19 protein-coding genes and 2 riboswitches are annotated in these 26,517 nt (G+C 42.1%); of the genes, 1 reads left to right on the top strand and 18 read right to left on the bottom strand.

Going from position 1 to position 26,517, the window contains the following annotated elements; all coding sequences use genetic code 11:
- The first annotated feature begins 253 nt into the window (after nucleotides 1–253).
- Nucleotides 254–1,924: an ABC1 kinase family protein gene (locus DSBG_RS07325; protein ID WP_068963514.1), complete on the top strand. Its 1,671-nt coding sequence runs from the start codon at nucleotides 254–256 to the stop codon at nucleotides 1,922–1,924.
- Between the two features lie 79 nt (nucleotides 1,925–2,003).
- On the opposite strand, the gene DSBG_RS07330 is transcribed toward DSBG_RS07325, so the two are convergent.
- The 18 genes from DSBG_RS07330 to DSBG_RS07425 all read right to left on the bottom strand — a co-directional run bounded on the left by DSBG_RS07330 (nucleotide 2,004) and on the right by DSBG_RS07425 (nucleotide 26,250).
- On the bottom strand, nucleotides 2,004–2,792 hold the full coding sequence (locus DSBG_RS07330; protein WP_068963515.1) for an ATP-binding protein: 789 nt from the start codon (nucleotides 2,790–2,792) through the stop codon (nucleotides 2,004–2,006).
- 17 nt (nucleotides 2,793–2,809) lie between these two features.
- A complete protein-coding gene (cooS, locus tag DSBG_RS07335) occupies nucleotides 2,810–4,774 on the bottom strand; it encodes an anaerobic carbon-monoxide dehydrogenase catalytic subunit (protein WP_068963516.1) in 1,965 nt (654 codons plus the stop codon).
- 114 nt (nucleotides 4,775–4,888) lie between these two features.
- Nucleotides 4,889–5,554, bottom strand: coding sequence for a Crp/Fnr family transcriptional regulator (locus DSBG_RS07340; RefSeq protein WP_068963517.1), 666 nt, complete (start codon nucleotides 5,552–5,554; stop codon nucleotides 4,889–4,891).
- Between the two features lie 198 nt (nucleotides 5,555–5,752).
- Nucleotides 5,753–6,355 (bottom strand): BsuPI-related putative proteinase inhibitor, encoded by a 603-nt coding sequence (locus tag DSBG_RS07345; protein ID WP_068963518.1) that lies wholly within the window; start codon nucleotides 6,353–6,355, stop codon nucleotides 5,753–5,755.
- A gap of 134 nt (nucleotides 6,356–6,489) precedes the next feature.
- Nucleotides 6,490–6,678 (bottom strand): DUF4177 domain-containing protein, encoded by a 189-nt coding sequence (locus tag DSBG_RS07350; RefSeq protein ID WP_242877461.1) that lies wholly within the window; start codon nucleotides 6,676–6,678, stop codon nucleotides 6,490–6,492.
- 401 nt (nucleotides 6,679–7,079) lie between these two features.
- Nucleotides 7,080–8,498: an amino acid permease gene (locus tag DSBG_RS07355; protein ID WP_068963519.1), complete on the bottom strand. Its 1,419-nt coding sequence runs from the start codon at nucleotides 8,496–8,498 to the stop codon at nucleotides 7,080–7,082.
- Between the two features lie 228 nt (nucleotides 8,499–8,726).
- Nucleotides 8,727–9,878: an alanine dehydrogenase gene (ald, locus tag DSBG_RS07360; protein WP_068963520.1), complete on the bottom strand. Its 1,152-nt coding sequence runs from the start codon at nucleotides 9,876–9,878 to the stop codon at nucleotides 8,727–8,729.
- A gap of 268 nt (nucleotides 9,879–10,146) precedes the next feature.
- Nucleotides 10,147–11,700, bottom strand: a complete 1,554-nt coding sequence (locus DSBG_RS07365; RefSeq protein WP_068963521.1) for a sigma 54-interacting transcriptional regulator — start codon at nucleotides 11,698–11,700, stop codon at nucleotides 10,147–10,149.
- A gap of 236 nt (nucleotides 11,701–11,936) precedes the next feature.
- Nucleotides 11,937–14,603, bottom strand: coding sequence for a PEP/pyruvate-binding domain-containing protein (locus DSBG_RS07370; protein WP_141694258.1), 2,667 nt, complete (start codon nucleotides 14,601–14,603; stop codon nucleotides 11,937–11,939).
- 40 nt (nucleotides 14,604–14,643) lie between these two features.
- Nucleotides 14,644–15,270 carry a TetR/AcrR family transcriptional regulator gene (locus DSBG_RS07375; RefSeq protein WP_068963522.1) on the bottom strand — a complete coding sequence of 209 codons (627 nt, stop codon included), beginning with the start codon at nucleotides 15,268–15,270 and terminating at the stop codon, nucleotides 14,644–14,646.
- 304 nt (nucleotides 15,271–15,574) lie between these two features.
- Entirely contained in the window at nucleotides 15,575–15,769 is a 195-nt protein-coding gene (locus tag DSBG_RS07380; protein WP_068963523.1) for a hypothetical protein, read from the bottom strand.
- A 144-nt stretch (nucleotides 15,770–15,913) separates the two neighbouring features.
- Nucleotides 15,914–17,284, bottom strand: coding sequence for a DUF4830 domain-containing protein (locus tag DSBG_RS07385; protein ID WP_068963524.1), 1,371 nt, complete (start codon nucleotides 17,282–17,284; stop codon nucleotides 15,914–15,916).
- 519 nt (nucleotides 17,285–17,803) lie between these two features.
- Nucleotides 17,804–19,096, bottom strand: a complete 1,293-nt coding sequence (locus tag DSBG_RS07390; protein ID WP_068963525.1) for a glycine/sarcosine/betaine reductase component B subunit — start codon at nucleotides 19,094–19,096, stop codon at nucleotides 17,804–17,806.
- A gap of 14 nt (nucleotides 19,097–19,110) precedes the next feature.
- Nucleotides 19,111–20,415 carry a glycine/betaine/sarcosine/D-proline family reductase selenoprotein B gene (locus DSBG_RS07400; RefSeq protein WP_242877463.1) on the bottom strand — a complete coding sequence of 435 codons (1,305 nt, stop codon included), beginning with the start codon at nucleotides 20,413–20,415 and terminating at the stop codon, nucleotides 19,111–19,113.
- Nucleotides 20,416–20,430: 15 nt separating this feature from the next.
- Nucleotides 20,431–21,888, bottom strand: a complete 1,458-nt coding sequence (locus tag DSBG_RS07405; RefSeq protein ID WP_068963528.1) for a sodium:solute symporter family protein — start codon at nucleotides 21,886–21,888, stop codon at nucleotides 20,431–20,433.
- 289 nt (nucleotides 21,889–22,177) lie between these two features.
- Nucleotides 22,178–22,354: riboswitch (cobalamin riboswitch) on the bottom strand.
- An 83-nt stretch (nucleotides 22,355–22,437) separates the two neighbouring features.
- The gene (gene grdC, locus DSBG_RS07410; protein ID WP_068963529.1) at nucleotides 22,438–23,904 is read right to left on the bottom strand and encodes a glycine/sarcosine/betaine reductase complex component C subunit beta; all 1,467 of its coding nucleotides are present in this window, start codon (nucleotides 23,902–23,904) and stop codon (nucleotides 22,438–22,440) included.
- Nucleotides 23,901–24,371: a glycine/sarcosine/betaine reductase complex selenoprotein A gene (grdA, locus tag DSBG_RS07415; RefSeq protein ID WP_083236771.1), complete on the bottom strand. Its 471-nt coding sequence runs from the start codon at nucleotides 24,369–24,371 to the stop codon at nucleotides 23,901–23,903. The genes grdC and grdA overlap by 4 nt, the downstream gene beginning before the upstream one ends.
- 95 nt (nucleotides 24,372–24,466) lie before the next feature.
- Nucleotides 24,467–24,664, bottom strand: a riboswitch (cobalamin riboswitch).
- A gap of 188 nt (nucleotides 24,665–24,852) precedes the next feature.
- On the bottom strand, nucleotides 24,853–26,250 hold the full coding sequence (locus DSBG_RS07425; RefSeq protein ID WP_242877465.1) for a DUF6449 domain-containing protein: 1,398 nt from the start codon (nucleotides 26,248–26,250) through the stop codon (nucleotides 24,853–24,855).
- Between the last annotated feature and the right edge of the window lie 267 nt (nucleotides 26,251–26,517).

Here is a 26,517-nt window from a genome sequence, read left to right on the forward strand (position 1 = left end):
TTGGAAAAGCGGCCGCTGCACGGAAGACTGCAAATATTGCGCGCAGTGATTTCCCTGGGGTATCTGATTTTAATACTTGTGTATTAATTTTATGGGCATGGGTTAGCATACTAAAATAATTGCCCTAGGGGTAATCTAAAGTTGTTTGCCTATGAACCTATGGTATATTAAATTAAGAGTTTAAATAACAAAATCAAGCTTCTTAGATTCAAAGGTGCTAATAGATAACTTTACAGGAGTTGAGGCAACACTTATGGCATCCCACTCAAAAGTAGGTCGAACAGTGACGATTCTGCACTTGTTTACTGGCTTTCTCCTGGAAATCGCCTGGTATAAACTTTTGCGCAAGTTACATGGTCCTCGCCAGGAGGCTCGGCTACCCCAACTTTATCGTAACCAGGCGATTCGTTTCCGTGAAACTGCCCTTCACTTAGAAGGATTACTGATCAAAGTCGGGCAGTTTTTTAGCACCCGAGTAGATGTACTGCCCGTAGAATATACCTCAGAACTAGCCCTGCTTCAAGATGAAGTGCCGCCCGTGAGAACTGACCAAATCAAGCACGTGATTTCCACTGAACTTGGCGCTCCGGTGGAAACTATTTTTGCCGAGTTTGGGGACAAGCATATCGCCGCAGCATCCCTGGGACAGGTACACCGGGCCGTCTTGCGTTCCGGAGAAGTTGTCGCCGTAAAAATCTTGCGTCCCCGTATTGAGGAAATTATTAACATTGATCTGACAGCCTTCCGGGGCGTGATCTGGATGTTAAAAGTTTTTACCAAGTGGGAAAAGTACACGGATTTTGACGACCTCTATGCTGAATTTAGCGCTACGCTCCGAGAAGAACTGGACTACCAACAGGAATTGGCTAATCTGGAACGTTTTCGGGTTAATTTCCAGGGCGATCCGCTGATTTCAGCGCCGGCTGTTTATCCGAAATACTCCAGGCAGAGGGTTTTAACCTTAGAGTTTGTCGACGGATATAAGGTTACCGACCGAGCCGGTTTGCTGGCCGCAGGACTTGAACCTGAAAAGGTAGCGGGAACCTTAGTCGATGCTTACTTAAAGCAAGCATTAATCCATGGATTTTATCATGCTGATCCGCATCCCGGGAATTTGTTTGTGAGACCGGACGGCGGAATCATTTTTATTGATTTTGGGATGGTAGGACGGATTACCGATGCCAACAAACGATCCGTTCGCAAACTGATCAGTGGAGTAATCAACAGTGATCCTGAAGAGTTGTCCCAGGCCCTGCAAGAAATGGGGTTTATCAAGCCTGCCGCTAACCTCTTGAGCCTGCAAAAAGCAATCACCATTTTCCTGGCCGAGCTTAAAGGGGTTCAATTTGAGGAATTAGGGAACTTACAGATTGACAAGTTTCTTGGGGAATTGCGGGAGTTCATATATTCCGAACCGTTTCAAATTCCTGCCCACTATACCTTCTTAGGCAGAGCCGTTGGTACTCTGTCCGGGATCGCAGCGGGACTAGACCCCAACATGAATATCCTATCCGTGATTAAGCCTTATGCTAAGCAAGTTCTTGGTCAAGACTTCACGCCGTTACAATTGGTTTGGCAAAAGGCAAAGACTGTAGCTCTAGCCGGCGTGGAAATTCCACCCTTGCTGGAAAAGACTCTAAGGGACTTTCGTACCGGTGACATCCAAGTCAAGGTCGAGATGGGGCCGATTCTTCGGCAATTGAGGTTTCAAGAAACCTTGGCAAACCGTCTGATGTGGACTGTTTTATTGGCATCTACTGGAATAGGATATAGTATCCTTTTGAGTAACGGACAAGAGAGCTTGGCCACCAAGTTACTCTATCTGATGGGAGCATTTGCCTTCTTATTAATCAACAACTTGCGTAAACGAGCAGAAAAGCCCCTAAAATGGCATACTCATTCCCATCGCCGACGTAAGTCCTAGGTTCAGGGAAAGTAAACAAGACCTCCTTCTGTAGACGGTTATAGTCTACAGAAGGAGGTCTTGTTCTAAGGTCGGTTTTCTACCTAAGAAACGAATCAATTTTATCTTTTATCTTTTCAGCTTCTTGAACAAAACTTTTGCTAAGATCAAACAGATTTTTGCCATAAAAATCAGCATCTACAACAACGGGATCATAGAGGAAATGCCCTAAAATCGGCAGAAAATCAATCACCTGTTCGATCTCGGCGAGTTGTCCTTCATGCACTTTGTTTACGACTGCATAGACTTTTTTGACCCCTAAGTCATTGGCGAGTTTTACCACCGCATGGGCTGTTTCAATACTGCGTCGCCCAGGTTCCACCACAACAATAAACGCATCCACACCCCTGGCTGTCCCCCGCCCAAAATGTTCCAGTCCTGCTTCCATATCCAGAATAGCAATTTCGTTTCTTTCCATGACAATATGATCCAAGAGACTTTTTAAGAGGGTACTTTCCGGGCAGGCACAGCCGGTTCCTCCTTGGGTAATCGACCCCATCCGGAGAAGTTTAATCCCTCGATATTCTGCAACATAGGTATCTGGAATATCATCTACCCGGGGATTGAGACTGTAAATGGCTCCAATCGTTCCCGGTTCAGCTCCGGTACGTTCTTTAATCAGTTTTCGTTCTTCAGAAATAGGAGTTAGCTGGGCTAACAATTCTGGGGGAAATCCTAGAGCCGTTCCTAAATTGGCATCAGGGTCAGCATCTACCGCCAGAACTCTCTGTCCATCTCGAGCGTACAGATAGCATAATAGTGATGACAACGTCGTTTTACCCACGCCACCTTTACCAGAGATGGCAATCTTAATGCTTTTCTCCCTCATAATACTCACCCTGTCCTTTATTTTACGGCACTTTCCTTAATTTCCGGACAAACAAGTCCCAAAGCCTTGCGTTTTTGCATAATACGAGCAATCATTGTTTGGGCAGCCTGAATTGGGTCCGCTTCGTAAATTAGTTTTCCCCCGAAAAGCTCATCGGTAGTCACGGAAAACTCGCCTTTATTCGCTGTAAGGGCCTGTTCTACCAGCGGTGAACCGGTAATAGGTGCATTAACCCCGATGTGAACATCCACTCCCTGAGCGATAAAGAAGGTTCCAATCGATAAGGCTTTGGGACTATGATTTTCAGGACTGGAGCCTGCCACGGGTAATTCTCTCACAGCTACACCCATTCTATTGGCTAATGCAACCAGCAAATCATCAATCCTGGAATTATCAACACAACTTCCCATGTGAAGAGCTGGAGGTAAGGCCGGTAAACCGTTTGCTTGCCCAATGGCTGTCAGAACATTGGCTAGTTTTTCACCGCAATATTGCAAGCCATCAGGGGACAATAAGCCATTTTTCCCTAAGGAGTGAGCTGAACATCCGGTAGCAACAATTAATACATTATTTCTCATAAGCTCTTTGGCCACTTCCGTATTAGCCCAGTCTTGTTTTACTTTAGGATTTGTGCAGCCGACAATAGCAACAACTCCTAAGATATCACCTTGAGCAATAGCTTCTATCAAGGGGAGTAAAGGATCTGGCCCATTTAAAGCGGCCAAAAGCTCCACAATCTGCTCAACGGAAAAACCTGCGTAGGCTTCTACGGTATCTCCTGGAATCTGGACTTTAGATTGGTCTCTCTCCGGATAGTGGGCAAGAGCTCGACGGACAATCTCCTCTCCCATTTTATCGGCATCTTCCGGTGTCCAATCCACATGGCTTGCTCCTTCTATCTTAATATTGGGCAAGGTGGAAATAAGTTCTGTGTGATAGCATTGCGCCACTTGAACCAGGCCAGGCATGATACATTGAGCATCGACCACCATGGCCTCTAAGGCACCGGTAATAATCGCTAATTCCTGACTCGCATAGTTTGTCGCTACGGCAACCCCTTGACGCATTAAAAGTTCATTAGCACTGCAACAAATCCCTACAATGTTAATTCCTTTTGCCCCTAATGCTTTGGCCTCATTATTTAACTTTCGGCTCCACTCCAGGATCTTTTCCGAGACCATTGGAATATGACCATGCACGGCAATATTTACATAATCCTCTTTAATAACACCCATTCTGTATTGGGTTTTGACAAGCCGTGGCGTACCAAACAAAATATCCTGGAGATCCGTAGAAAGATGCAAGCCATCATATCCTTCGACTAATCCCATTTTCATAATTTCCAATAAAAGGCTAACCGGATCACTCTCACAGCCCATAGCCGTTTTATTAATGGCATTGGCTATTTCTAAATGAGCGTTGGAGGGCAATATATTCAGTTTTTCCCAGGTTTCAATCGATTGGTCTGGGGCCCGAAGACGTAGCCAGTGAGACACTCCGGATTGTTGTTGAAAATCTTGTAAAGCGATTAAAGCAACTTCCTGGGCTAATTTATCTAACTCTACGCCATCCACTGTTAATCCCAGTTTCTTGCCAATACTGATAAGTTTTTCTTTCCCCTTAATTTCATAGGGAGCTTTCCCTTCAGCGGTTTCTAAAAGGGTGTGCAGGATCTCCCGAGCATGTTCTACGTGAGGAGTCGTGCCTTCCACAATCAGTGACAGTAAATTACGAGCCACAATCTGGTCTGCTGTAGCCCCACAAACTCCACGTTTTACCCCTTTATTCCCATTAAAGGTCACTCGGCAGGGCCCTTGAAGACAACGGCGGCAGCAAACACCCGTTAAGCCAAATTTACAATGGGGCTCTTGCTCCTTCGCCCTTTGAAAAGCTGTCTCAATATTTTCTTGTTCTGCTTTCACTAATAATTCCTGAACTCCGGTATCCATTGAAAGATCAGTAATTAATACTTGTCTTGACATCGTATCCTCTCCTTGTCGAAAAAGTTTCTCTTCTCTGACAATCATCTTAGGGCATTACAAATAAAAAAACCATCAAATATCTGACGGTTTTCATACTTTTTCGACAATATAAATCTATTCTGTTCTTCCTCCCAATTCTTGCAACTTTAGCATATTCAACAAAAACACGGTTTTGCGATTACGTCTTATAACCCCATCCCTTTCCCAGCGATTCAAGAGCATGGAAGCGGTCTGCCGAGAACTCCCAACGGCTAGGGCTATATCTTCCACCGATAAACCTAGATTGATAAACGTGCCCTCTTGTCCAACAACTCCCTTTTCCTTGGCTGCATCCAGTAAAAAGCGAGCTAGACGTTTATCGATATCCAGGAAAGCCAGATTTTCAATAATACGCAGTGTATTCCCTAAGCTGTCTCCTAAAGCCTTAACCATACTAATGAGTATGGCAGGGTTATTAAGCATAAAAAGATGAAAAGCCTGAGCATTGATTGTTAAGATCTTGGTAGCTTCTCTCGCTTCGGCGAAGGTTTTGGAATGACTGCTATAAATATCACCTTGTTCTAAAAAGGCGACGGTAAATTCTTTTCCATCTGGATAGGCAAGATAAATGCGTACTTTACCTTCCAGCACGATCATGATGAAATTGTCCTTGCTATCAGGTTCAAAGATATTTTTATTCTTTTTATAATCTCTTTCCCGGGCATTGCCTTGAAGAATTTCCAATTGTTCATCGCTTAAAGTTCTTAATAGTGGAATTTTCTTCAGTTCATTTAAATTCATGTAGACAGAACTCCTAGCGTCTTTAATACTCAAGTACATCGATTAATTATATCATACAGGATATAAGCTCCACCAACTTCACTAGCCGTGATGTCCCTTCTCATCATTCAACCATGGTAAATCAAGTTGTTACTTGCATTGCCCCCCGCCATTTTACCGGGATATCTTGGGCATGACTACTGATTGGAACGGCGAGGTTCAATTAAGTCGGATACTATTGACATTTACATTTCCATTTTTTATTTCTAATTGCCCTTTTAAGTGAGGAACATCTTTTAGCTTTTCTGATGTAGAATAAAACTCGAAGTTATAAATTCCATTACTAACCTTCTTCGTTAGACTTTCATACCAAACGTCATAGCCTTGCCCAACATAATTTATATCTCCATTAGCTTTTAGTAGTTGATGAGTTTCCCAATTATTTTTAGCAACATTTGGATTATCTTTATAATCGTCAAATACTACATTTCCGTCCTTTGTCAATATGAAATCAAATGTATGGGTATTGGGAAATACTAGTTCAATATTTTCAGATGAGTTATTTATTATCATAAATTTCATCATGGATATATTATGAGTTAGGTCTAATGAATATTGCAAATTACTTTTTACCTGATTTCTCACCGTCCCAACACTTGTGGTACTTGATTTTTCAACAGGTACAACCGACTCTCCACTAGGGACGGTTGATTGGTCAACTTGGACATTAGGTTTTGAACTACAGCCTATAAAGCTTAACGATAACAACAATGCAAGTACCCAAAAAAGCTTTTTCATTTTGATACCTCCACCACTTAGCACTATATATCCCTCCTCTTATGGCAAAAATCTAACGGTTATTACATCGATATAAAATTATTTTACATTATCCTACATTGAGTCATGGTTTAAGAATAACGTACTTTTTCCGCTCATTACAGATGACTAGGGAACCTTTATTCTTCCTTTTCAAATACTAAATCATATTTTTTAATAACCCCAACAATATTAAAGACTGTTGGGATAGCAGTGACAAATCTCCAGCCTTCTTTACTATATTCATCGATCATCTTCCTATGTTTACCAAATGAGAAATAGCCTGCTGCCTTCGATTCTACATAAATATACTTATAAATTTGAAACACTCCTCTCCACTTTCATCCATACATAAGTATTAGACACCCGCTTCCCATTATCCTACTTTTTGCGCCTTTATCCTGGTTTGTCATAACTTCCACTTAGCCTAATGGGAAGCTGATTCGCCAACAATAAACAAATTACCTTTCTAGGGCTTGTTACGTATATTTTCTATACCGAGAGAAAACCTACAAATTAATGCGGTCTCTCTCTCGGTATATCAGCTCAGCTAGTCCAAAGGACATTGTGAAACGCCAACTATTTGAAAAGGATGCTCTCCAAACCACCCAACTGATAACGGCCCACAATTTGTATGTAAGCGTTTGAAACAGCTTAAGAGGCCCTAACACAATATGGTATGTTGTATTAGGTGTTTTGACTTTAATGGAATTAATTTTTGTTATGGTTATCATCGCTTTGCAGGGACACTGGGCTTAGTAGCTGCAGGGGCTATTACGCGCGTCACCTTTTTCATGCCGAATCCATAATATGAAGCAACTAAAAGACCAAACCAGATTGGGGCAATATATAGGGCAATGCGGGTACCTTCATTAAAGAACATGACCACCGCGACAAGAGCCAAGAAAAGCATACATACCCAGTTTGATACGGGAGAATGAGGCATAGGATACTTAATCTTTATAATCTGCTCAGCAGTCAAGCTTTCCCGATATTTCAGTTGAATCATCAAAATGACTCCCCATATCCAGAGTGCACCGAAAGTAGCTACACTAGTAACATAGGTAAACACTTGTGCAGGAACCAGATAATTAAGCACTACACCAATCAACAAGAACGCAGCTGACACTAAGATACCATTTTTGGGAACACTCTGATTATTCAATTTACTAAACATCACCGGCGCCTTACCTTGGAGTGACAAATTATAAAGCATCCGTCCTGTACTAAAAAGCCCGCTGTTACAAGAAGACAGCGCCGCTGTCAGCACCACGAAATTAATAATTCCAGCAGCTGACCGTATTCCAATCTTACTGAAGGTTAAAACAAAGGGGCTACCAATGGTACCGATTTGATCCCACGGATATAAAGACATAATAACAAACAACGAGCCAACATAGAAAATCAAAATCCGCCAAAATACTTTATCGATAGCCGCAGGCAATGTTTTTTCTGGGTTCTTAGCTTCACCTGCTGTAACGCCAATCAATTCGATACCTAAATATGCGAACATGACCATAACCAGAGACATACACATACCAGTGACACCATGTGGGAAGAAACCACCATGTGACCACAGATTGGAAATCCCAATTGCTATACCACCATTGCCGATACCTAAGAAAATCATGGCTGCACCAGCAATAATCATGGCAATAATCGTTACAACTTTTATCAGGGCAAACCAAAACTCAAATTCACCAAAGAGACGAACACTAATTAAATTAACACCTGTCATGATAACAAGAGCCAATAAAGCAGGAATCCATTGAGCAACTTCAGGCAACCAGTAATGAACATAAACCCCCACTGCAGTAATTTCTGCCATACACGTAACCACCCACATAAACCAGTAAGTCCAGCCAGTAATATAACCGTTAAGTGGTCCCAAGAAAGTATTCGCGTGTGCGCTAAACGTACCAGAAACCGGATATTCAACGGCTACTTCGCCCAGCGCCCGCATAATATAAAACATAACGATACCTGCCAAGAAATACATAAACAATATTGATGGACCAGCAGTTTTTAACGCGGCGCCAGAACCAAGGAACAACCCTACACCAACAGCCCCACCAAGTGCAATCAATTGAATATGACGTTCTTCTAAGCCACGGTGTAAATCCTCATGCAATGCATTATTGTTTTCCACAAACTTACGCCTCCAGTTATTCGATTTTATAGCCAGTATTTTCTATTTTTTCTGATAACTCCCCTGAAAAAGAAAACATACCCATGATACAAACGTGAGCATGTTTTTTAATCAAACTGATTTACAAAGATTAAAACTTATATCGAAGTTTCCCACGGCAAGTAAAGAAGAGCTAAGACTTCCGCCTTGGTCAGTGTGTGGCTCAAGCCTTAGTATTCTTATCACTAATTATCTTGCTGCAGGCAATGATTTTTCTGGGTTCTGAGCCAGGATTTCTTCTACTGGTGTATAAGGTAGATTTTGATCATCAGCTACAGCCTTAAAGGTTACCTGGCCATTATAAACATTAAGCCCACGTGCTAATCCAGCATCCTCCTTAAGAGCTTGGTGCCAACCATTATTGGCGATTTTCAAAGCATATGGGAGTGTAGCATTCGTTAAAGCAAAGGTGGAAGTACGCGACACTGCGCCAGGCATATTGGCAACTGAATAATGCGCTACACCATACTTCATATAGGTAGGATCGCTATGAGTGGTGACCCGGTCAATGGTCGCAATAGAACCGCCTTGGTCAATGGCTACATCAACAATCACCGAACCAGCTTCCATGGATTTGACCATTTCTTCACTCACAAGCTTAGGAGCTTTAGCACCAGGAATCAGCACTGCCCCGACCAAAAGATCAGCTTTTGCAACCCACTTTCCGATATTATAACTGTTGGACATGACCGTCGTGACTCTACCACCAAAAATATCATCCAGATAAGCAAGACGGTCGCCTGAGTTATCAATAATCGTAACCCGGGCACCCATACCAACAGCCATTTTAGCTGCATTGGTGCCTACAACACCACCACCAATAATGACAACTTGGGCTGATTCTACGCCAGGTACGCCACCTAAGAGGATACCTTTGCCATTCCAAGGTTTTTCTAGCATTTGTGCGCCAATTTGCACTGCCATACGGCCCGCAACTTCGCTCATAGGGGATAAGAGAGGCAAGGTATTATTCCGTCCTACAATGGTTTCATAAGCAATGCCAATGACCTTTTTCTCCAGCATTGCTTTAGTAAGCGCAGCCTCAGGTGCTAAATGCAAGTATGTGAATAAGATTTGCCCTTCGTGAAATAAATCATATTCCGCAGCTAATGGTTCTTTCACTTTGATAATCATTTCCGAACGATCAAATAACTCTTTCTTGTCATCAATGATGGTTGCGCCAACTTCAGTATAACTTTCATCTGAAAAACCACTGCCCAAGCCGGCACTATGCTCAACTAATACTGTATGCCCTGCTCTGCACAAATCTTCTGCGCCTGCTGGAGTCAGCCCTACACGGTTTTCATTGTTTTTAATTTCCTTTACAACACCAATAATCATGATTAATCCCCCTTATTTCTTCTTGCATCATACACTGTTTGCGGTTCTCTAAATCCACCTTTATCTTCCTGTCGACTTATTAATGCAAGAAGCGTGCCAATTCTCCAACGCCCATTCTGTCTGAATTAACTATAATTATCTGTTTGTTCTGTAAACTTCCGTTTCCAAAGATGATTCCACTGTTACGAAAAGTTTCCAAAATAAATACAAGCAGAACCCTCAAATTAGAGATGCTGCTTGTATTTATTCAACTTAGCTGAACGAGTTACTATTTTAAAGACAACTCATATTTGCGCATTTTTTTTAGTACTGCTGTATGAGACAGTCCTAGTACCGCCCCCATACGCCTGGATGATGGGAAACGCAGTGCGGTTTCCTGTAGAATAACGCGCTCTATTTCCCCTAAGCGTTCTTCTAATGTCTGATATGTTTCAAACTGTACTAAATTTGGCACTGTCGATGAGCCAGATAACCGACGACCTAAAAATATATGCTCTAACTGTACTTCGGCGCCGTCAACCAGATTCACTGCCCGCTCAATGATGTTTTTTAATTCCCGCACATTACCTGGCCAATTATAACCCTCTAAGCGTTGTAAGGCCAAGGGAGAAAACCCCTTTACCGAACGCTGTAATTTGTCGGCAAAATGTTTTAGAAAAAGTTCACTGAGCAATCGGATATCTTCAAATCGTTCCCTCAGAGGCGGTATTACCAAGGAGATCACATTCAGTCGATAATATAAATCTTCTCGAAACGTCTTATCTGCCACCATATCCTCCAGATTACGGTTAGTAGCAGCAATAATCCGCACATCAACGGCTACTTCCTTGTTGCTCCCCACCCGCCGTACGCGTTGTTCCTGCAGTACACGCAGCAACTTCACTTGTAAATGAGCAGATACGTCTCCCACTTCATCAAGAAATAAAGTTCCGCCATTGGCTAGTTCAAATAGCCCCGGCTTACCTCCTTTGACCGCCCCAGTAAAAGCGCCTTCTTCATACCCAAACAGTTCACTTTCCTGCAACGTATCCGGAATGGCCGCACAGTTAATAGGTACAAAGGCAGCATTAGCCCTTCCTGAAGCACTATGTAAGGCTCTGGCAAATAATTCCTTACCTGTTCCTGTTTCGCCGTTAATGAGTATCGTTGAGTCACTTGCAGCATAGCGGCGAGCTTGTCCCAGCACCTGTTCCATGACTGGACTGGCAAAAGGAATGTCGTCAAAGGTCATCGGTAAAGAAGTTGTCATACTACGCATCAAGTTCCTTACATCCTGAGTATCCCTAATTACTGCAACCACACCAACCACATCACCACTTTTATTCCTTAGAGGTATGGTATTGACAACACAATAACCATGATCTAAGGCAATGAATACTTCCCGATTGTTATGCTGACAACCAGTTTGGAGAGTTTCTTGTATCAGCAAATTTTTAAAGAGCGTAGATCCTAAAGGTTGTCCCTGAACCTGCTGAGCCGACAACCTAAGCATACGAACTGCCGCGGGATTGCATTGTGTAATAATACCATCCTGATTAACAGCTAAAATGCCATCATGTACAGAGGTTAAGATGGCATCTAGTTGTTCAGCTCGTCCTTTTGATGGCATAAAGGAAATTTCCTCTATTTTTTGCACCTCACTTATGCTACTCAGTTCTTGAATAAACCCGATACGTTGGTCTTGGAGAACAGTCTGGCACTCCAAAAATACGACGCCCTCTTCCACTTCCATTGATACAATATTAGTCTCACGCTTCGTCAAAATCGACGTAATATCATAGACAATGCCGACACGATCGATAAATGATATGCGCAAATACACTGTTCCTACGCTCCTCTCTCCATAAATGATATCATAATACAAATGATACCATAATGCATCCTCAATAAATATTCCCAATATTTAAGCGTTTTCGCTTATTAAACGCGACGATAATTTTCCGAATTTCCAGTTTGACTCGATGAAAAAGCAAGATTCCTCCCACTCAAGTAGGAGGAATGCTACAAGGTTCTATCCGATTCAACCCGAAACAAAGAAAATGGACGGTTATTTGTTAGTTAATGTAGAAATATTTTACCTTCATCCCCATCGACATCTACTTTCCAGCCCTCTTTAATGACTCGCATGACTCCAGGTATATTCACCACAGCGGGAATGCCATATTCCCTAGCCACAATGGCCCCGTGGGATAAGAAACCTCCGGTTTCCATGATCACCGCACTGGCTTTTAAAAACAACGGCGTCCACCCCGGATCAGTGGATGGCGCTACCATTACATCACCCGGCTGCAACCTCCTTCCTTCATCCGGATGATGGATCAACCGGGCTGTACCGGAGGCTCTTCCGGCGGCAACAGGCACGCCTGCCAAGAAATTACCGGAAGTCCGGGCAGCAGGTTCCGAATACTTAGGAGTATCTCCCATAATAACATCAGGCGGTGCAATGGCCTCCATTTCACTCATGAAGATCTTTCGTTCGGCAACCAGTGCCCGGAGCCCGTCACCTTCCCATTCGCCCATTAATATCGTTACCAGCTCAGGCCAGGTACAGAAGTAAATATCGCCTTGTTTTTCTATAATACCCCGTTCGCAGAAACGCGAACCCACCTCCTGGGCTATCATCCGGTAAGCCTCCATCACTTCGGCCATCACCGATTTGCTCTTTTCCCGCACGGCAGCTCCTTCCTGAGCTTCCCTAATTAATTTCTTAATCGAACTATGCATATTAGAGGGTACTTTATTTTCAATTTCCCGCCAAGCTTGTTCGAATTTTTCCTTTTGCTTGGCCTTCAATTTAGCCAGATCAGCAGTTTTTAGTGTACTACGTATAATGTCCATTAGATAAGAAGGATCTTCCTTCCACCTGGGGTTAATGATATCCAGCTCGTAGACTGCCCGGTGCCCGTAGTCTTTTAAAAACTCCCGGAAGGCCTGCTTAAAAGGTGATCGTTCAGGTAATACTTCCCAGCCCATCGGGTCAAAGGCTGAGCCGGTTAGAAATTGAACAGCATCGTTATCCTGGCGAGCAATTTCGGCCAATTCTACAAGTTTGTAGCCGTGATCTGCGCTGGTTATGTCCGCCGTTCCACCAACCATTAAGCCATTGATAATCATCGGGGTCCTGTAAGCGAAATATTCCATGAGGATTTGAGTCAGCCCAAATATGGCCATAGAAGCCGCTCCGCTTAAAAAGGAGAACTCCCCGGCAAATCCTCCGGAAATCTTACCAAGATCATTATATAGTTGAATAAAATCCTTATCTGCTAAATGCCCAAATCCATCTTTGGTCAGGTGGTTGACGGAACCTTCAACCCGCGCATGAATTGTCGAGGCATTCTTCATTGCCGTTTTAACTAAATCCATGTATTTTTTTCCACGCTCTAATCTTTGCAAGCCAATAAGCCCTTCATAAGGTTTGGGGTCCTTTAGCTCAATTTCCGGCTGGTGGCCTCCCCATCCAACATTAAAGGCACTTGGCAATGTCCCCATCACATCAAACATAGCCCATTGCAGCGCCGATAGATTACAATACAGACGGCCGTTGAAAAACCTGGAGAATTGTAATCCTTCCGGCAAGCGATAACCGGTTTCGGTAAAATTTAATTTGAGAATTGTATCGATGGTATTAATCGCTAAACGACGATTGAGTGGTGATAGAACCATTGGCACGGCATCCCTATAGTTTCCGTTGGACCAGATGTCAGCTTGGTTCTTTAAAGCATCAAAGGTCTTACGGGGTAAGGAAGTTACCGGTCTGGCCTGAACTAAAACAAAATCCCGACCGTCAAAAACCCATTCCACATCCTGGTGCTGATCACAATGCCCCAGAGCTTCGAAAACCCTTAAAAGAATTAAGCCCAACTTCTCAATTTTCTCATCCGACAACACCTGTCTGGTAAAATATTCTGTGGTCAGCACAAATTGAGTTCCTCCACCCTCTTTGAGACAGGTCACTCCTTCTTTCCGCCCAGTTTTTCGTTCAATTAACTGTGGCACTGCACACGTTGGATTGGCCTCCAGATAATATGTATCCGGCTCCACATTGCCCGCTACAACGCTTTCGCCCAGACCAAAATTAGAATTGATAACCAAAATATCCCGCCGTCCGGTTTGGGGATCACAGGTAAAACCGACTCCGGCAGCTTGGGCGTCCACCATCTCCATCACGACCACCCCAGTAACTACCTCATCATCACTGATCATTAGTTTCCTGCGGTATACTATAGCCTGATTAGACCACAGTGAGGCATAACACCCTTTGATAGATTCAAGGATATTACTCAAACCACGGACATTTAGAAACGATTCATGGATCCCCGCAAAGGATGCCTGTGCGGAATCTTCCGCTGAAGCGGACGATCTTACGGCCATTGGTCTTTCAAGAATCCCCAGGCTGTCGAGCATGGTTCTTAATTCTTCCATGATAAGCTGAGGTATAAAGCCCGCTTTGATTTTTTCCCTTAATTGACGCAATTTGGCCTGGTTTTCAGGTTCCTCTATGTTGCCGAAAGTTACTGATTCAGAAATGTTTTTAACCTTGTCCTCTAATCTGTTGTGCTTGATAAACTCATCGTAAGCACGGGTAGCAAGGACCCCTCCCATGGGGATTTTAAAGCCGTATTGAGCTAGACGTCCCAAATTCCAGCCCTTGCCGCCGACCTCTTGTCTTCCACACTGGAAAGCTTCATCCCACGTTAAAAAGTATTTTTCTGTGAATTTAATCACTTAAACCACTCCCCTCAAACTATATATTGCCTGTACGGAATTATATCTTGGACCCTCCTCTGAAATTGGCTCCCTCTAAGAATAGATCGACCATATTAGCTATCTCTTTGCGCAGTTCTATCTTTGATGAGTCATTCAACCACTCCATTACAATAAAGCCGCGCAGAAAGTCTAATTGTTTGACCAACAGTTTAGCCGAGATATCTTGCCTGATTTCACCTGCCTCCTGGCCTAATTTAATAACCTCGGCAAGAAGGCTATGGGTACCGCCGTTTTCGTATCCTGCCCCCTGAGACATGTTTTTGAAACGATAGCCTAAGCTAATTCCTATAAGCTCCGGGTTAATTTCTACCTGTTCATATATATTGTCCAATGTATTTAGCAGACGCGACCTTGTATCAGGGAAGCCAGGCAGTGTGGCCAAGGCCTGCTGTGCAAATTCTTTGGAAAAGCCTCTGACATAGTCGTCGACAATAGCCTCTTTAACAGGAAAGTGATTGTATAGAGTTTTCCTTGCAATATCGGCTTCTTCAGCTATCTGCTCCATAGTTGTATTGCTAAATCCCTGGCTTTGAAACAAATCCATCGCTACTTTAATAATCTTTTGCTGTGTTTCCTTTTTCCTTCTTTCGACCCTGCCTTCGACCGGTATATCTCTTGCTTCCACACTACGCCTCCTCTGTATTTGTTCTCTTACAAAAAACCAATGTTAATGTAGATATTTAATACACATTGGGTGTAATTACACAATGTGTATATTTTTATTATCTTTATTTTTTACTGGTGTGTCAATACCTAATTATGATTTTTCTTAAGACAAATTTTCCTCTACGGCGACAAAAAACCGAGGACTGATTACCTCGGTTTTTCTACTTAATCGCTTGAACATAGCATAGCACACATGAAAAAAGGGATTGAAGTAACCCAAGCAATTTCTGTTTGCTTGGGTCATCCTTTAAATCTGATAGCTTCTAACCAAGTATAGATTTTAACCCAGGTTCTTCTGCTTTCTGTTGAGAAGCAATGGCAATAATAATTATCCCGATCAGTAATATCCAACTTCCGATAGTAACAAGCAGTTGGGGCCTGATATCTTCTTCGTTGGACTTAAATATTTGTTTATATACCAGATCCCTAAATCGGTACGCATTGTTAAATGCTAACATTGCAATGCCAGCGCCCCGTACCCAAGCAGATATTGCTGTTATTTTAGCTGGTCACTATCAATTTGGTTTGCTTTTTGTCTTCAAATGTTCACACCCCAGTAAGAGCCATTAAATCTGACTCACAGCCTCTCGGCAGCTTATTATTTAAGGTCCTGTTCCTTCACTATCAATCCTCCAACCGCTTTTATCCGATTCCTTTTTCAGAATAATAAATCTGGGTTGCTTCCCGCTGTTTGAAGTAATCTCTTTTTTAAATTTGAAATCTACTGTTGCTGCATACTCCACAGCCCCCTTTGGATTACCCAAGCCGCTTATTTCTCGCGAACTAATAAATTTTGCTGATTTTACATTCTGTTCGCCATCCATATAAACATTATTATAACCAGCGTTCATTAGCAGATTATTATCCATATTTGTAGACAAATAATTACATAGATTCTGGCGAGTCAAACAGGCAAACTGCATTTTTTGATCATGGCTATTTATCGCTTTATAATATTGTTTGATGATGTCCTCTGGTTTCATTTTAGATAATTCTATTTCTAGTTCATTATTATAATTGATATAGTCACTAATCCAATGATCCCATTCGTTATTGGTGATATCTGTTAAGCTTTTTCTATCAAGTGAGCAGGCAAAGCAGTCGTGTCTCCCCGCATCTATATATGCTCCAACGATTTTATTATTGTATTGCAAAACGATTCCTCGTGAATTCATTCTTGGATTCATATAATCAGGCAAGGGCTCCCTAAGCCTGTAAATATCAACCTCTACTTCCTTCCCTAGGTATTCACTATAGTCCAGGCCGATATTTTTAGAAAGTTCGTTATTGTAAGCCCAGTATATCTTCACAGGATACTCTCCCGCATCGTGTTTGAGGTTAGACGGGAGTGTCTCATTCATTGTATTGACTCGATAGTCAATCGTCCAATTATATTTTTTAAATAATTCTTCAACCTGATTGTCTATGTTTGGATCAAACTGTCTATATTCTGTAAAGTCCTTAATATACCTAAAAAAACTAAAACCAGGGTCATACTTCTGATCATCAATTTCCAAATACCCCACTGCAAAGGCTGGGTCATCAAAGGCAAATTTGATTTCCTTTTTGCTCCCATTTCCTGCTACAAGTATCAAACTATTGTTCTTTGTTGCCATACCACTCATCTTTTTGATTTTTGATTCGTCCTTTATTAATTGGCTTTTGCCAATCATCGTTAAAATATCTGACAGCATTTTGTTATCTGCGATTTTTGCTTTATATGTACGAAACATACCCTCTGAGTCAAAATTGACATCTATCTCAACTGTATTCTTATATATTTCTTCGAAATTAGGTACCGCAGAATTTTTCATCTCGTTGACTTTTTTCTGTGCTGTCTGATTTACAATTGTTAGTTCCTTTGATATTTCCTCATTCTCGATTTTCGTTTCTTGAGAGTTCGTTTCTTGAGAGCAACCTGTTAAAGTAAAAACCATGATGATAATCCACACTGTTAAAACTTTTTTAAGCATTACACACCTCGTTTAGTATTATATTTTTAGGACGTTCAGCCAAACTGTTGTTTAACGCATCAAACTTACCAATCATACTCACTTTATTCGACCAATTCTTTTCGACCATTTATAAGTAACGTTGAAATGATTCTCAACATTTAGAAGGCACCTCTAGATAGGCATGGCCGCAGGTAGTGCTATGGTTATTGAGGCATTTTTCTATGTATATTTTATCCTAATGCTCTTGATTATTTCTTAACAAGATATTAATAAAGTATTAACTGTTCCTTAGAAGCCGTGGATCTTCCTAATCCTATTTTTCGAGTTATCCCTTTAATATTTCCGCGTGATTTGTTTATTCCCTTCCAGGATATTGGAAAAAGGCGGACGTACCTTCCTTTTTAAGTACGCCCGCTCATCCTGCCGGATTTCCCTATTCAGTTGGTTTAAGACTAAATCTGAAACTGATCAACTTTTCCTTTTCGCATTTCCAAATCACTAAACTTTGCAAATTCTCATTGATTTTTGTTCAAACGTTTAAAACTGGTCACAACTAAGTTTAGAGAAGCCCAATTCATTGGCAGCTGTAAAGTATTCCAACCGATCTACCAGTTTTATTTCATCTTTAGCAGGTAAATTGATTCCCCCCTGCTCTGGACTGATCCGCAGGTAATCACCTCCAACTACCCTATCCACAGGAGGCAAGGTTATAGGAGGGTCCCAGCTTCCTAAGCTTACAATAGCATCAACTTCAGACTCGCTGTAAAACAAGGGGTCGTCAACGCCTTCAGCCCCACCGTGCTCAAAGGTCATCAACGCCGTTTTGATTCCTTTCTCTTCACAAGCCTTTAGGCTCAACATTGTTTCGATAAAAGCGTTACCATCCCCTTCCCAACTAGCCACGACACCATTAGCGTTTAATAACTGAGCTGATGCTGCAACGAGATTGGCACAGCGTTTTTTACCCTCCATTTCCTCGAAACGTCCTCGAAATAACACTACGCCAACAAAATTTAGGGATTTCCCGTGTCTTTGATATAATTCCTTGATTAAAGGGTTATTCGTATGAAACCAGGTAGGTGTTTTAACATTGGGGTGGCTCCAATTACCATCAACCACAGCGCCATCCAGGATTTCATTGGGGTGAACAACTATCGGAAGTAAATTGTCAAAGCGCATGTTGTAAAAGAAACTACTTAGGTTAAGTCCCACCGAGTGGACCTGGTAAATGTAGGCTACTTTAGGGAGACCATCCTTTGCTCCCTCCAAAGTATATGTATTGATGCTGTCCGGAACCTGACCTCGCAGAACTTTACCCAAATACCGGGCTGCCCTAATTCCGGCAATTCTTACCGACTGTTCGTACTGGTCCTCATCCATTCCCGGCTGTAATTTCAAAGTACATACCACATTAATTGTTGAACTAAATGGGGTAATGGGTCCAGCCGGTCCCATCATATCCAGGACGCTGTCCCTCACAATATTCAACCCTCCATGTCGGATAAGGGGAAATTCACAGGAAGTGAGCACAGCAACGCCCTCCATCCGATAGGTTGTCCCGTGACCCAGTTGTCCAACCGGGGAGGCCACTCCTGCGTAAGGTGCCGCGTCGCCGTCCTTGAACCGTGGCTCAACCGCATCGACCACGTGAACAATCCGGGCATTTTCTCCAGGAGAGACAATTTCAATACCAGCTTCGGAAAAGGTCTTATCCTCCAAAAGGGAGGCAATCAACTCTTCACGATGGATTTCTAATACCCCATTATTTAAGCATGTTCTATCAGTAAATATAATTTGTTTAACCTTAAAAGAACCCATTTCTAATTTCATGATCCAACTCCCCATCAATCTACTATCACAATTTGAGGCTTTTCCAATCTTTTTTCCAGTAATCCAAGTGCCGCTAATAATACTTTGCGGCTGATTTCTTGGTCACGCTTTGCCGGTAATTCCGGATTACCACAGGGGTGAGGAATCTTTGTACCTGAAACCACCCGATTGGCCCCTGCATTGGAGGCTAAGGAATACATGGCAGTAATAATGCTTGTTGGTATCCCGTTTCTCTCTAATTCTTTGGCAATCGTTGCTCCGCAACGAGTACAAGTACCTCAGGTAGAGGTAAGAATAACTCCATCCACCTTGGCCTGGTGCAGTAGTGAAGCCATTTCCCGGCCGTCTTTCTGGCAGATGTTAACTGCCGCCCCTACCCCAGAAGTCGAATAAAATCTGTTGTACAAACGCCCGATCAAACCTTCAGCTTCCAATTCTCGCATAATGCTAACGGGCACTACATAATTCGGGTTCATATTAACAAAGTTTGGATTGTAGCCCCCGTGAATCGTCTCATACTCCGAGCTATCCAGCATCTTTTTTTCTGAAAATTCATACGTTTTCCAAACATCGGCTCCAAAGGAACGTATCCGGTCAGGATTACCCCGAGGCACTAGTCCCCCGGTCGTCACAAGGGCAATTGTCGCTTCTCTAAGCGCGGCAACTGGCTGTGCCGGTGCTACTTTGTCAGTTTTTTGGATGGGCAGCTCGGTAATAAAAGGTTGGCCCTGCAGCTTTGCTTCAAGCATATCTACCAACCGCTTGGAAGCTTCCTCCTGGCGATAAACAAGTTTCCTGATCCCCCGAGGGATGTAACCTTCTTCCCGGGCAGGACCCAAGGTCTTATTAGTCGCAATTTTTTCAGCAAATTTCGCAATTTTAAGAAGTGCATCCTTCATACCTATTACTTTTCCAGATGTTGGTATGATGTAAGCCCCTTGCCGGTAAATTTCTACCGCTGGATTTTCTTGATACATACCCGTGATCCCAGGTATGCGAAGTTCCCTGACAGCTGCCTCGCATATAGCTCCGCAGGCCTGACCATACCTGCCTGAGTTAAATGCCGGTCCTGCTATGATCATATCAACACGATACTCCTTGGCCCTTTCAACTATTTTTCGTAATACTTCATCTTTATTATTGTTGAAGTAATTATCTCCGCATACAGCGACAACCGGCACGGAAAATGTTTCGTCTAGAAGTGAACATAGACCAGCAGCCGGTCCAATAGGTTTTTCCACGAAAAATAAGGAATGATCGGCCTTATCTTCACCACCTATTCCGCCAAAGAATTGATTTATGTAATAAAGTATCCTCACGACTATACCTCCTCATTAAGCTCCAATTTTATTAAAGTAGGTTTTCCGATATTCCTGGAAATAGCTTTCATTCTTGGCCGGTTTGGCCAAACTGCATAGGATCGATACAGTCAGGACGACTAAAAGGGTCCCGGGAAGTTCACCCAGGCCAGTGATTTTAACCAAATAGATACGCCACAGCATATAAATAATTGGCCCTATTGTGGTGCAAAAAAAAGCCGCCTCACGGTTGGCCTTATCCCAAAACAACGCCATGATCAATGGTACTCCAATCACAATAACAAATGCCCCAAAACCAAACGCGTTAAGGATTGAAATTAGGGGCATCTGCATTTCGCTTAAGATTAACGCCAAGATGCCTATAACTACAGTAGCTATCTTTGAGTAACGCAGCTCTTCACTTTCCGTAAAACTTTGCCCTTTTAGACGACCAATAATGTCGTGCACAATACTGGACCCAGCTGCCATTAACAAAGCATCCAAAGTCGTAAAAACAGCGGCCAATAGGCAGAAAACCAACAGCATACCAACGATTTCCGGAGCAACATGAGTTAAAAATACAGCGAAGGCTTTGTCCGGGGTTTCTATGCTGATGCCTAACGCCCGGGGAACCAAACCAATTAAAACAGCAGCGAAAGTCCAATAAAGGGAGATAACGACCCCAATTGGGAAAGCTAATCGTGCGGTCCTGCCGTCTTTCATCCCATAAAAAGCCGGAATAATATGAGGGCCGCTAAACAAACCAAAGAGATATACAAACGCTAAATTGTACCAGAGAGAGCGGGGCATTTCTCCAAAAAAGGTGGTCAAGCTGGGCTTCTGCTGAGCTAATAAATGGTCCATCCCAGCGATACCTCCAACGGCTTTTAGACCAACGATTATGGCTACCGTAACGCCAATAATCATAATCATCCCCTGTACAGTGTCCAGATAGGCAATTGCGGAACGTCCACCAAGAGAAGAGAAAATTACTAACACAATGCTAAATGAGACTAATGCCCAAATGTATGGTATACCCAGGTAACTTTCGATTGTTAATGCTGCTGACCTCATTTGTACAACAAGCATGGGAAGAGTAAAAAACACAATCCAAAAGGCAACAATTGGGTAAAAGCGGTTTGATCCGTATCGTTTAACAAATAGTTCCGGCGTCGTAATCGCTTTTATTTTATGGGATACTTCTCTAATTTTTGGAGCTACTATGAACCAACAGATAAAGACACCAAAAGCAGCTCCGATCTGCCATGTACCTCCACCCCAACCATACTGATATGCCATACCTGCACCACCAACAAACAAACCGGCACTAGTCGCTCCAGTTGCTGCCGTAAAGGCTGATGTGATAGGACCTAATGAACGGCCACCAAAAACATAGCCTTCAACACTTTTTAAACCACTCCGTGTGTAAAACAAAGCCCAGCCCGGTAATAGTATAAAAAACACAAATAATGCTGCTATTTTACTTATTTCCATAGAGAATTCCCCTTTCATTTAAAGGTTTTAATTAGTTAATTGTCTAGTCAAACTTTTTAAAGAAACTCTTACCAAATATTGATATTCCTATCGCTAAGCCACAAAATAGTAATAATATTGAGATAAAAATGGTACTGGCATTCACTTTTTTCTCCCCCTTTTAAGATAATTTTTATATAAGTTAACTTACTAAGTTTCTCCCCCCTAGCATAAATAAAAAAAATCCACATCCCAAATAGGGTGCAGATTTTTCCATCATCCTCACCTAAGCCGACCCATTCACGAAGCCGACATAGAAAATTTACAGGCAGGTCTCCTGACTAGGATCATAGCATTTTACTTCCTTCCCCCATACTAAATAGAGTGGTATAAGTAAAAGCTCCCCTTCACAGTGGCGGGTCCGTCCGGGAATCACACCCGGTTCCCTATTCTCCCTATAACGGGCACCTGTAAACAAAATTATTGAATTTTCTTATTTCATGCTAACACAAATAAACATTTATGTAAATATTAAGACAAACATAAAATTTGCATTTTATTATCTTCGGGTTACAGTTCAGGGATCACCTTTTGCTGCTCTTTTGGAGTTTGTTTCGGGTTCCTCTGAATAATCAAAGAAATAGCGTCATAGAGACGAGTGAGTTTACCTAAAAAAAGGCTCCCTTTACCAATAATCATCACTTGCTTCACTTTGTTCCTCAGTATAAGTTCACGGGCGGGCCCGATATAGGGTATACCTGAAGGAATATGACCCTGGTTTGGCGCAAATCCAGGTACACCAAAGCGGTGAATCTGTTCCTCGATCTCGGTACGATCTAGCTCTCGATTTAGAACACCTAGAGAAGCGATCATTTTATAGTTCTTTTTAGCTATATCACCACACCCCGTTGGCTCGATAATTTCTGGATTCACAAGTTCTGCAGCATAACGATCAATATCTAAGATTTTATATCCACCCTTTGTTAAAGGCTCAGCGACAAGAGAATGATAAACCTGTTGAGGTGAATCACCGCAGCCAACGTTCATTCCACCGATCAGATCAGTACGCAAGATTGGGTTTATCCCGTCATTTTCACTGATATGAATTGCAAATGCTCCTAGCATGTCTTCTAATATGGGCATCTCGTGTTCAAGGTGAATCCCGGCATTAAGCCCGAGTTTCGCGCTGCATCCCCCGGCGACCACAATTACATTTTTAAAAATCCCTGACTGAACCAACGCTGCACCTTGCATCAAAGCATGCACTGGGGCAGCACAAAATGCACGCGTATCGGCCCCACTGGCATTGGAACAAGAACAGGCTTCGGCAATAGACTTGGCAAAACTACCGCCTCCCTTCTGTCGAATGTCTCCACAGGCTTCCTCGGAAGCTTCGATGATATAGTCTACGTCCTGGGACTTAAGCCCTGTCTTCCAAAGGAGGAGTTGAATAGCCACTACAGCTGAAGCTTTTGCCGTAAGGTTTTCCAATACCCTAGATGCGGCTAGATTAGAATCCGACGCGTTCGCCTTCCGAACACACCCGATAATCCTTCCCCCAAAAGTTAGTGGCAGGGCTTCACGTGTTTTAATCATTTCTTCAATTTCTTCAGAGGAGAACCTATTATCTTGAGCCATTGTTATCCCTTTAAGCCTACATAAAGCAGGATGAGAACGAAGTTTTTCTAGGACGGCCTGCTTAAATCCTGCTTCCAAGCACACGAGTCCATAAACATCAACCGCATTTAGCAAACCTAAAAATTCGTCCTCAGGGAAAATTTCACCGAAATGACCTTGGCGCTTTGCGTTGGGCAAAAGACTATTATACCAGGGTCTAGGAATATTTGGTAAATCTTCAGGTAAAAGATTACCGATAAACGCTTGATTCGGTGGATAACGGACTGCACTATCAAAACTTCTCAGTTGATCCGTAAGCAAATGACTTAACGATGAACCCTCTAAGTTTGCTTGCTGCAGAAGAAGTCCGGGGGTTTGAATTAACGCATAGCCTGTCCCTTTGATGACTGGATACTTCATAGGCTCACTTCCGATGGGAAATAACGTTTCCGTACGGCTGAGACCTCATGAATAATTCTTGAGATATCAAGGATCATTTCGATCATTTCCATATGTCCTAAATAGACTTGATGATCAATAAATTCTTTGAGTTCTACGATATGATAAGCTTTGAGCCCTAACTGGGCTCCTGCGAACGAATCAACAAACGTAAGGTTACCGCCTGCTACCGTTTCAGCTGCGATAACTGCCATTTCAGGATCAGCACTACCAAGTACAGCTATAAGTTCCTCTTCACCGTACTTTTGAGCAAGTGCTCGGATTTGAACCTGATTTTCTTGATCCATTGCTCCAGCCGATGTTCAAACGTAACAATGCGTCATCGCATAAATTACCTCTCCGCCAGCACTAATGACACACTCCTCTAAAGATTGAGCCGGAATCCCATCCCGGTCACCAATAATAACAACTTTCTTCCCTTTTAACATAAACTAAAACTCCTTTACCTCTCTTTTTTCTTAAAATCAAAAAAGTCCTACAATCAAATTAAATAATTTGACCGTAGGACTTTACCTTCATCCCCGAAGACAATAATAATAAGGCAGGTCTCCTGGCTAACGGGTCATTGCTAATTTCCAAGGCCTTCCCAGCTTATGCCAGTGACCATTCGATAGCTCGCCGATTACAGTGGTGGGTCCGCTCCGTTTAATAGCCTAAATAAGCTATTTTCGAATTTCCTATTCTCCCCTCTTAACGGGGCACCTTAATAGGATTATATAATTGAATTGAGCTTATAATAATCTGAATAGATTGTCAAGTCGCTCAGATTATGCTTCCACAAGTGATCATTGTTCACAGGAGAATTTTCATTTTCTTACGAAAATACTCTCGAAGAGGAATATCGTGGTGTGTCTACCTATTTGACTCGACTTTTCCGTCTATTGATTGCTAAACTTGGGATAAATGTTGCTAATTCTTTTCCAACTCCCCGAAATATCCTTTTAATCTTTCTGAAACAGCTGCATTAATGTTGACATGTCTTTCCCAGGTACTATTCCGTATGTTAAAGCGTACAAGGACAGTATTGTTGCTGTTGTAATCAGTACTAGAATCAATATTTAATAATTCCTCAATCACTTCTCGCTCATTAATTTCTACTCTTTTGGGAATTACTGCTTGGTTTGGAGTTCTTGTACTATCTGCTTTTTCCAGCTCAACAGATTCAATGTCGTCCAATAAAAGTGCAAATCTGTCATAATACCCCTTGTTCTTAAGCCAATTTATCAGTGAGGTAAAACTGCTTTGAATTAAGATGTTTGTTTCTTTAGCATTATTGTCTAATACAGATATCCTTATATATTGGTCCTTTCCAGATATCATATCCTCATAGGGCATCTTAATTATTTCATTTTCCAGAAGTTCTGTGAATTCCTGAATATCCGTGTTTTCTGTGAGAATTACTGGCTTTTTGCCGCTGCGATAGTCGCTGAGTGTCAGCAATTTTATATCATCCGGCACTAGACCCATTGCCGGAAATCTAAATTTTTTATACTCAACGGATTCATATATCGGCTTAAGCAAAGCGGCATCATTCTGATCAGTTTCATTAATTTTGTATTGCCGAATGATATATCCTCCATTCTTCAGCGTATAAATTATATAACGGGATGAGCCTTCCCCCTTGTTCCTTTCCTTTATTAAATGTCTCTGAAGTTCAGTAATTCCGGCAATATTCTCCTTGCTTTCTAGTAACAGGGGTTTGTTGTTTTCAAAGTATCCCTTCCCGTATCTATACTCCAGATATTCAGGTTTTTTTTCTTTTTCAAAATAAATCCACTCATCAAAGTTACTGCCAAAATAAACCTTGTTTACTTCCTCAGGGTTTGGTACACGGTTAACAAAACCAAAAGCATCCAGTGATATACCTCCAAAAAGGATCAAAACTACAGCTAAATAGCACAGATAACCCTTATAGAAATGCAAAACTTTGAAAGATTTATGGATCAAAATTTCCGCAACGAAGTACCCTAGAACCGAACCCAAAATATATCCGATAATCAGCAAGGGAAAGGATTGTCTGGAAAAACCACAAAAATAGGTTCCTCCAACCAGCATTAAACAGAACGTCATCCCATATTTAAATACCGGGTATAAGGCTGGAAATGCAATAATGTCTCCGGCCGTTTCCAGCTTTCTATATTTATATACGAACCATCCCAGTACTAAAAACAGGACTGTTGCAATTATGTAAGTCATAAAGTATCCAACAGTATACACGTCTCTCAAGGAGGTTCCATTGAGCAGCAAAAATAATGGATAATTATCCTCGATAAAAAGTGAATAGGAGGCATTACCAAATCCGTACAACAATTGCGCTAAACTAAATCTAAGCAAAGTATAAATTCCTACCGGCAGAATATGGACGATATAAGTGAATGCGATTTGAGCTACGGAAGATCCAGTAAACATACCTACAAATACAGCGATACTATAAAACAAAACATTGAAAAATGTATTGAATCCAAGCCACATAAAGATCTTAGGCAGAGTATAAAAGCTTCCCAGTACGGTCAAATAATTTAACAATATCATAATTAGACAATTTAGAACTGAAGGTATTAATAAAAGAACAAG

Source organism: Desulfosporosinus cupriresistens, assembly GCF_001707885.1.
In the GTDB taxonomy this organism is placed as follows: domain Bacteria; phylum Bacillota; class Desulfitobacteriia; order Desulfitobacteriales; family Desulfitobacteriaceae; genus Desulfosporosinus.

Bases quoted from the DNA above. Each gene is read 5' to 3' on its own strand.
- DSBG_RS07325 (WP_068963514.1), top strand. From the start codon at position 254: ATGGCATCCCACTCAAAAGTAGGTCGAACAGTGACGATTCTGCACTTG.
- DSBG_RS07330 (WP_068963515.1), bottom strand. From the start codon at position 2,792: ATGAGGGAGAAAAGCATTAAGATTGCCATCTCTGGTAAAGGTGGCGTG.
- cooS (WP_068963516.1), bottom strand. From the start codon at position 4,774: ATGTCAAGACAAGTATTAATTACTGATCTTTCAATGGATACCGGAGTT.
- DSBG_RS07340 (WP_068963517.1), bottom strand. From the start codon at position 5,554: ATGAATTTAAATGAACTGAAGAAAATTCCACTATTAAGAACTTTAAGC.
- ald (WP_068963520.1), bottom strand. From the start codon at position 9,878: ATGATTATTGGTGTTGTAAAGGAAATTAAAAACAATGAAAACCGTGTA.
- DSBG_RS07380 (WP_068963523.1), bottom strand. From the start codon at position 15,769: ATGTTAGCATTTAACAATGCGTACCGATTTAGGGATCTGGTATATAAA.
- DSBG_RS07385 (WP_068963524.1), bottom strand. From the start codon at position 17,284: ATGCTTAAAAAAGTTTTAACAGTGTGGATTATCATCATGGTTTTTACT.
- DSBG_RS07390 (WP_068963525.1), bottom strand. From the start codon at position 19,096: ATGAAATTAGAAATGGGTTCTTTTAAGGTTAAACAAATTATATTTACT.
- DSBG_RS07405 (WP_068963528.1), bottom strand. From the start codon at position 21,888: ATGGAAATAAGTAAAATAGCAGCATTATTTGTGTTTTTTATACTATTA.
- grdC (WP_068963529.1), bottom strand. From the start codon at position 23,904: ATGAAGTATCCAGTCATCAAAGGGACAGGCTATGCGTTAATTCAAACC.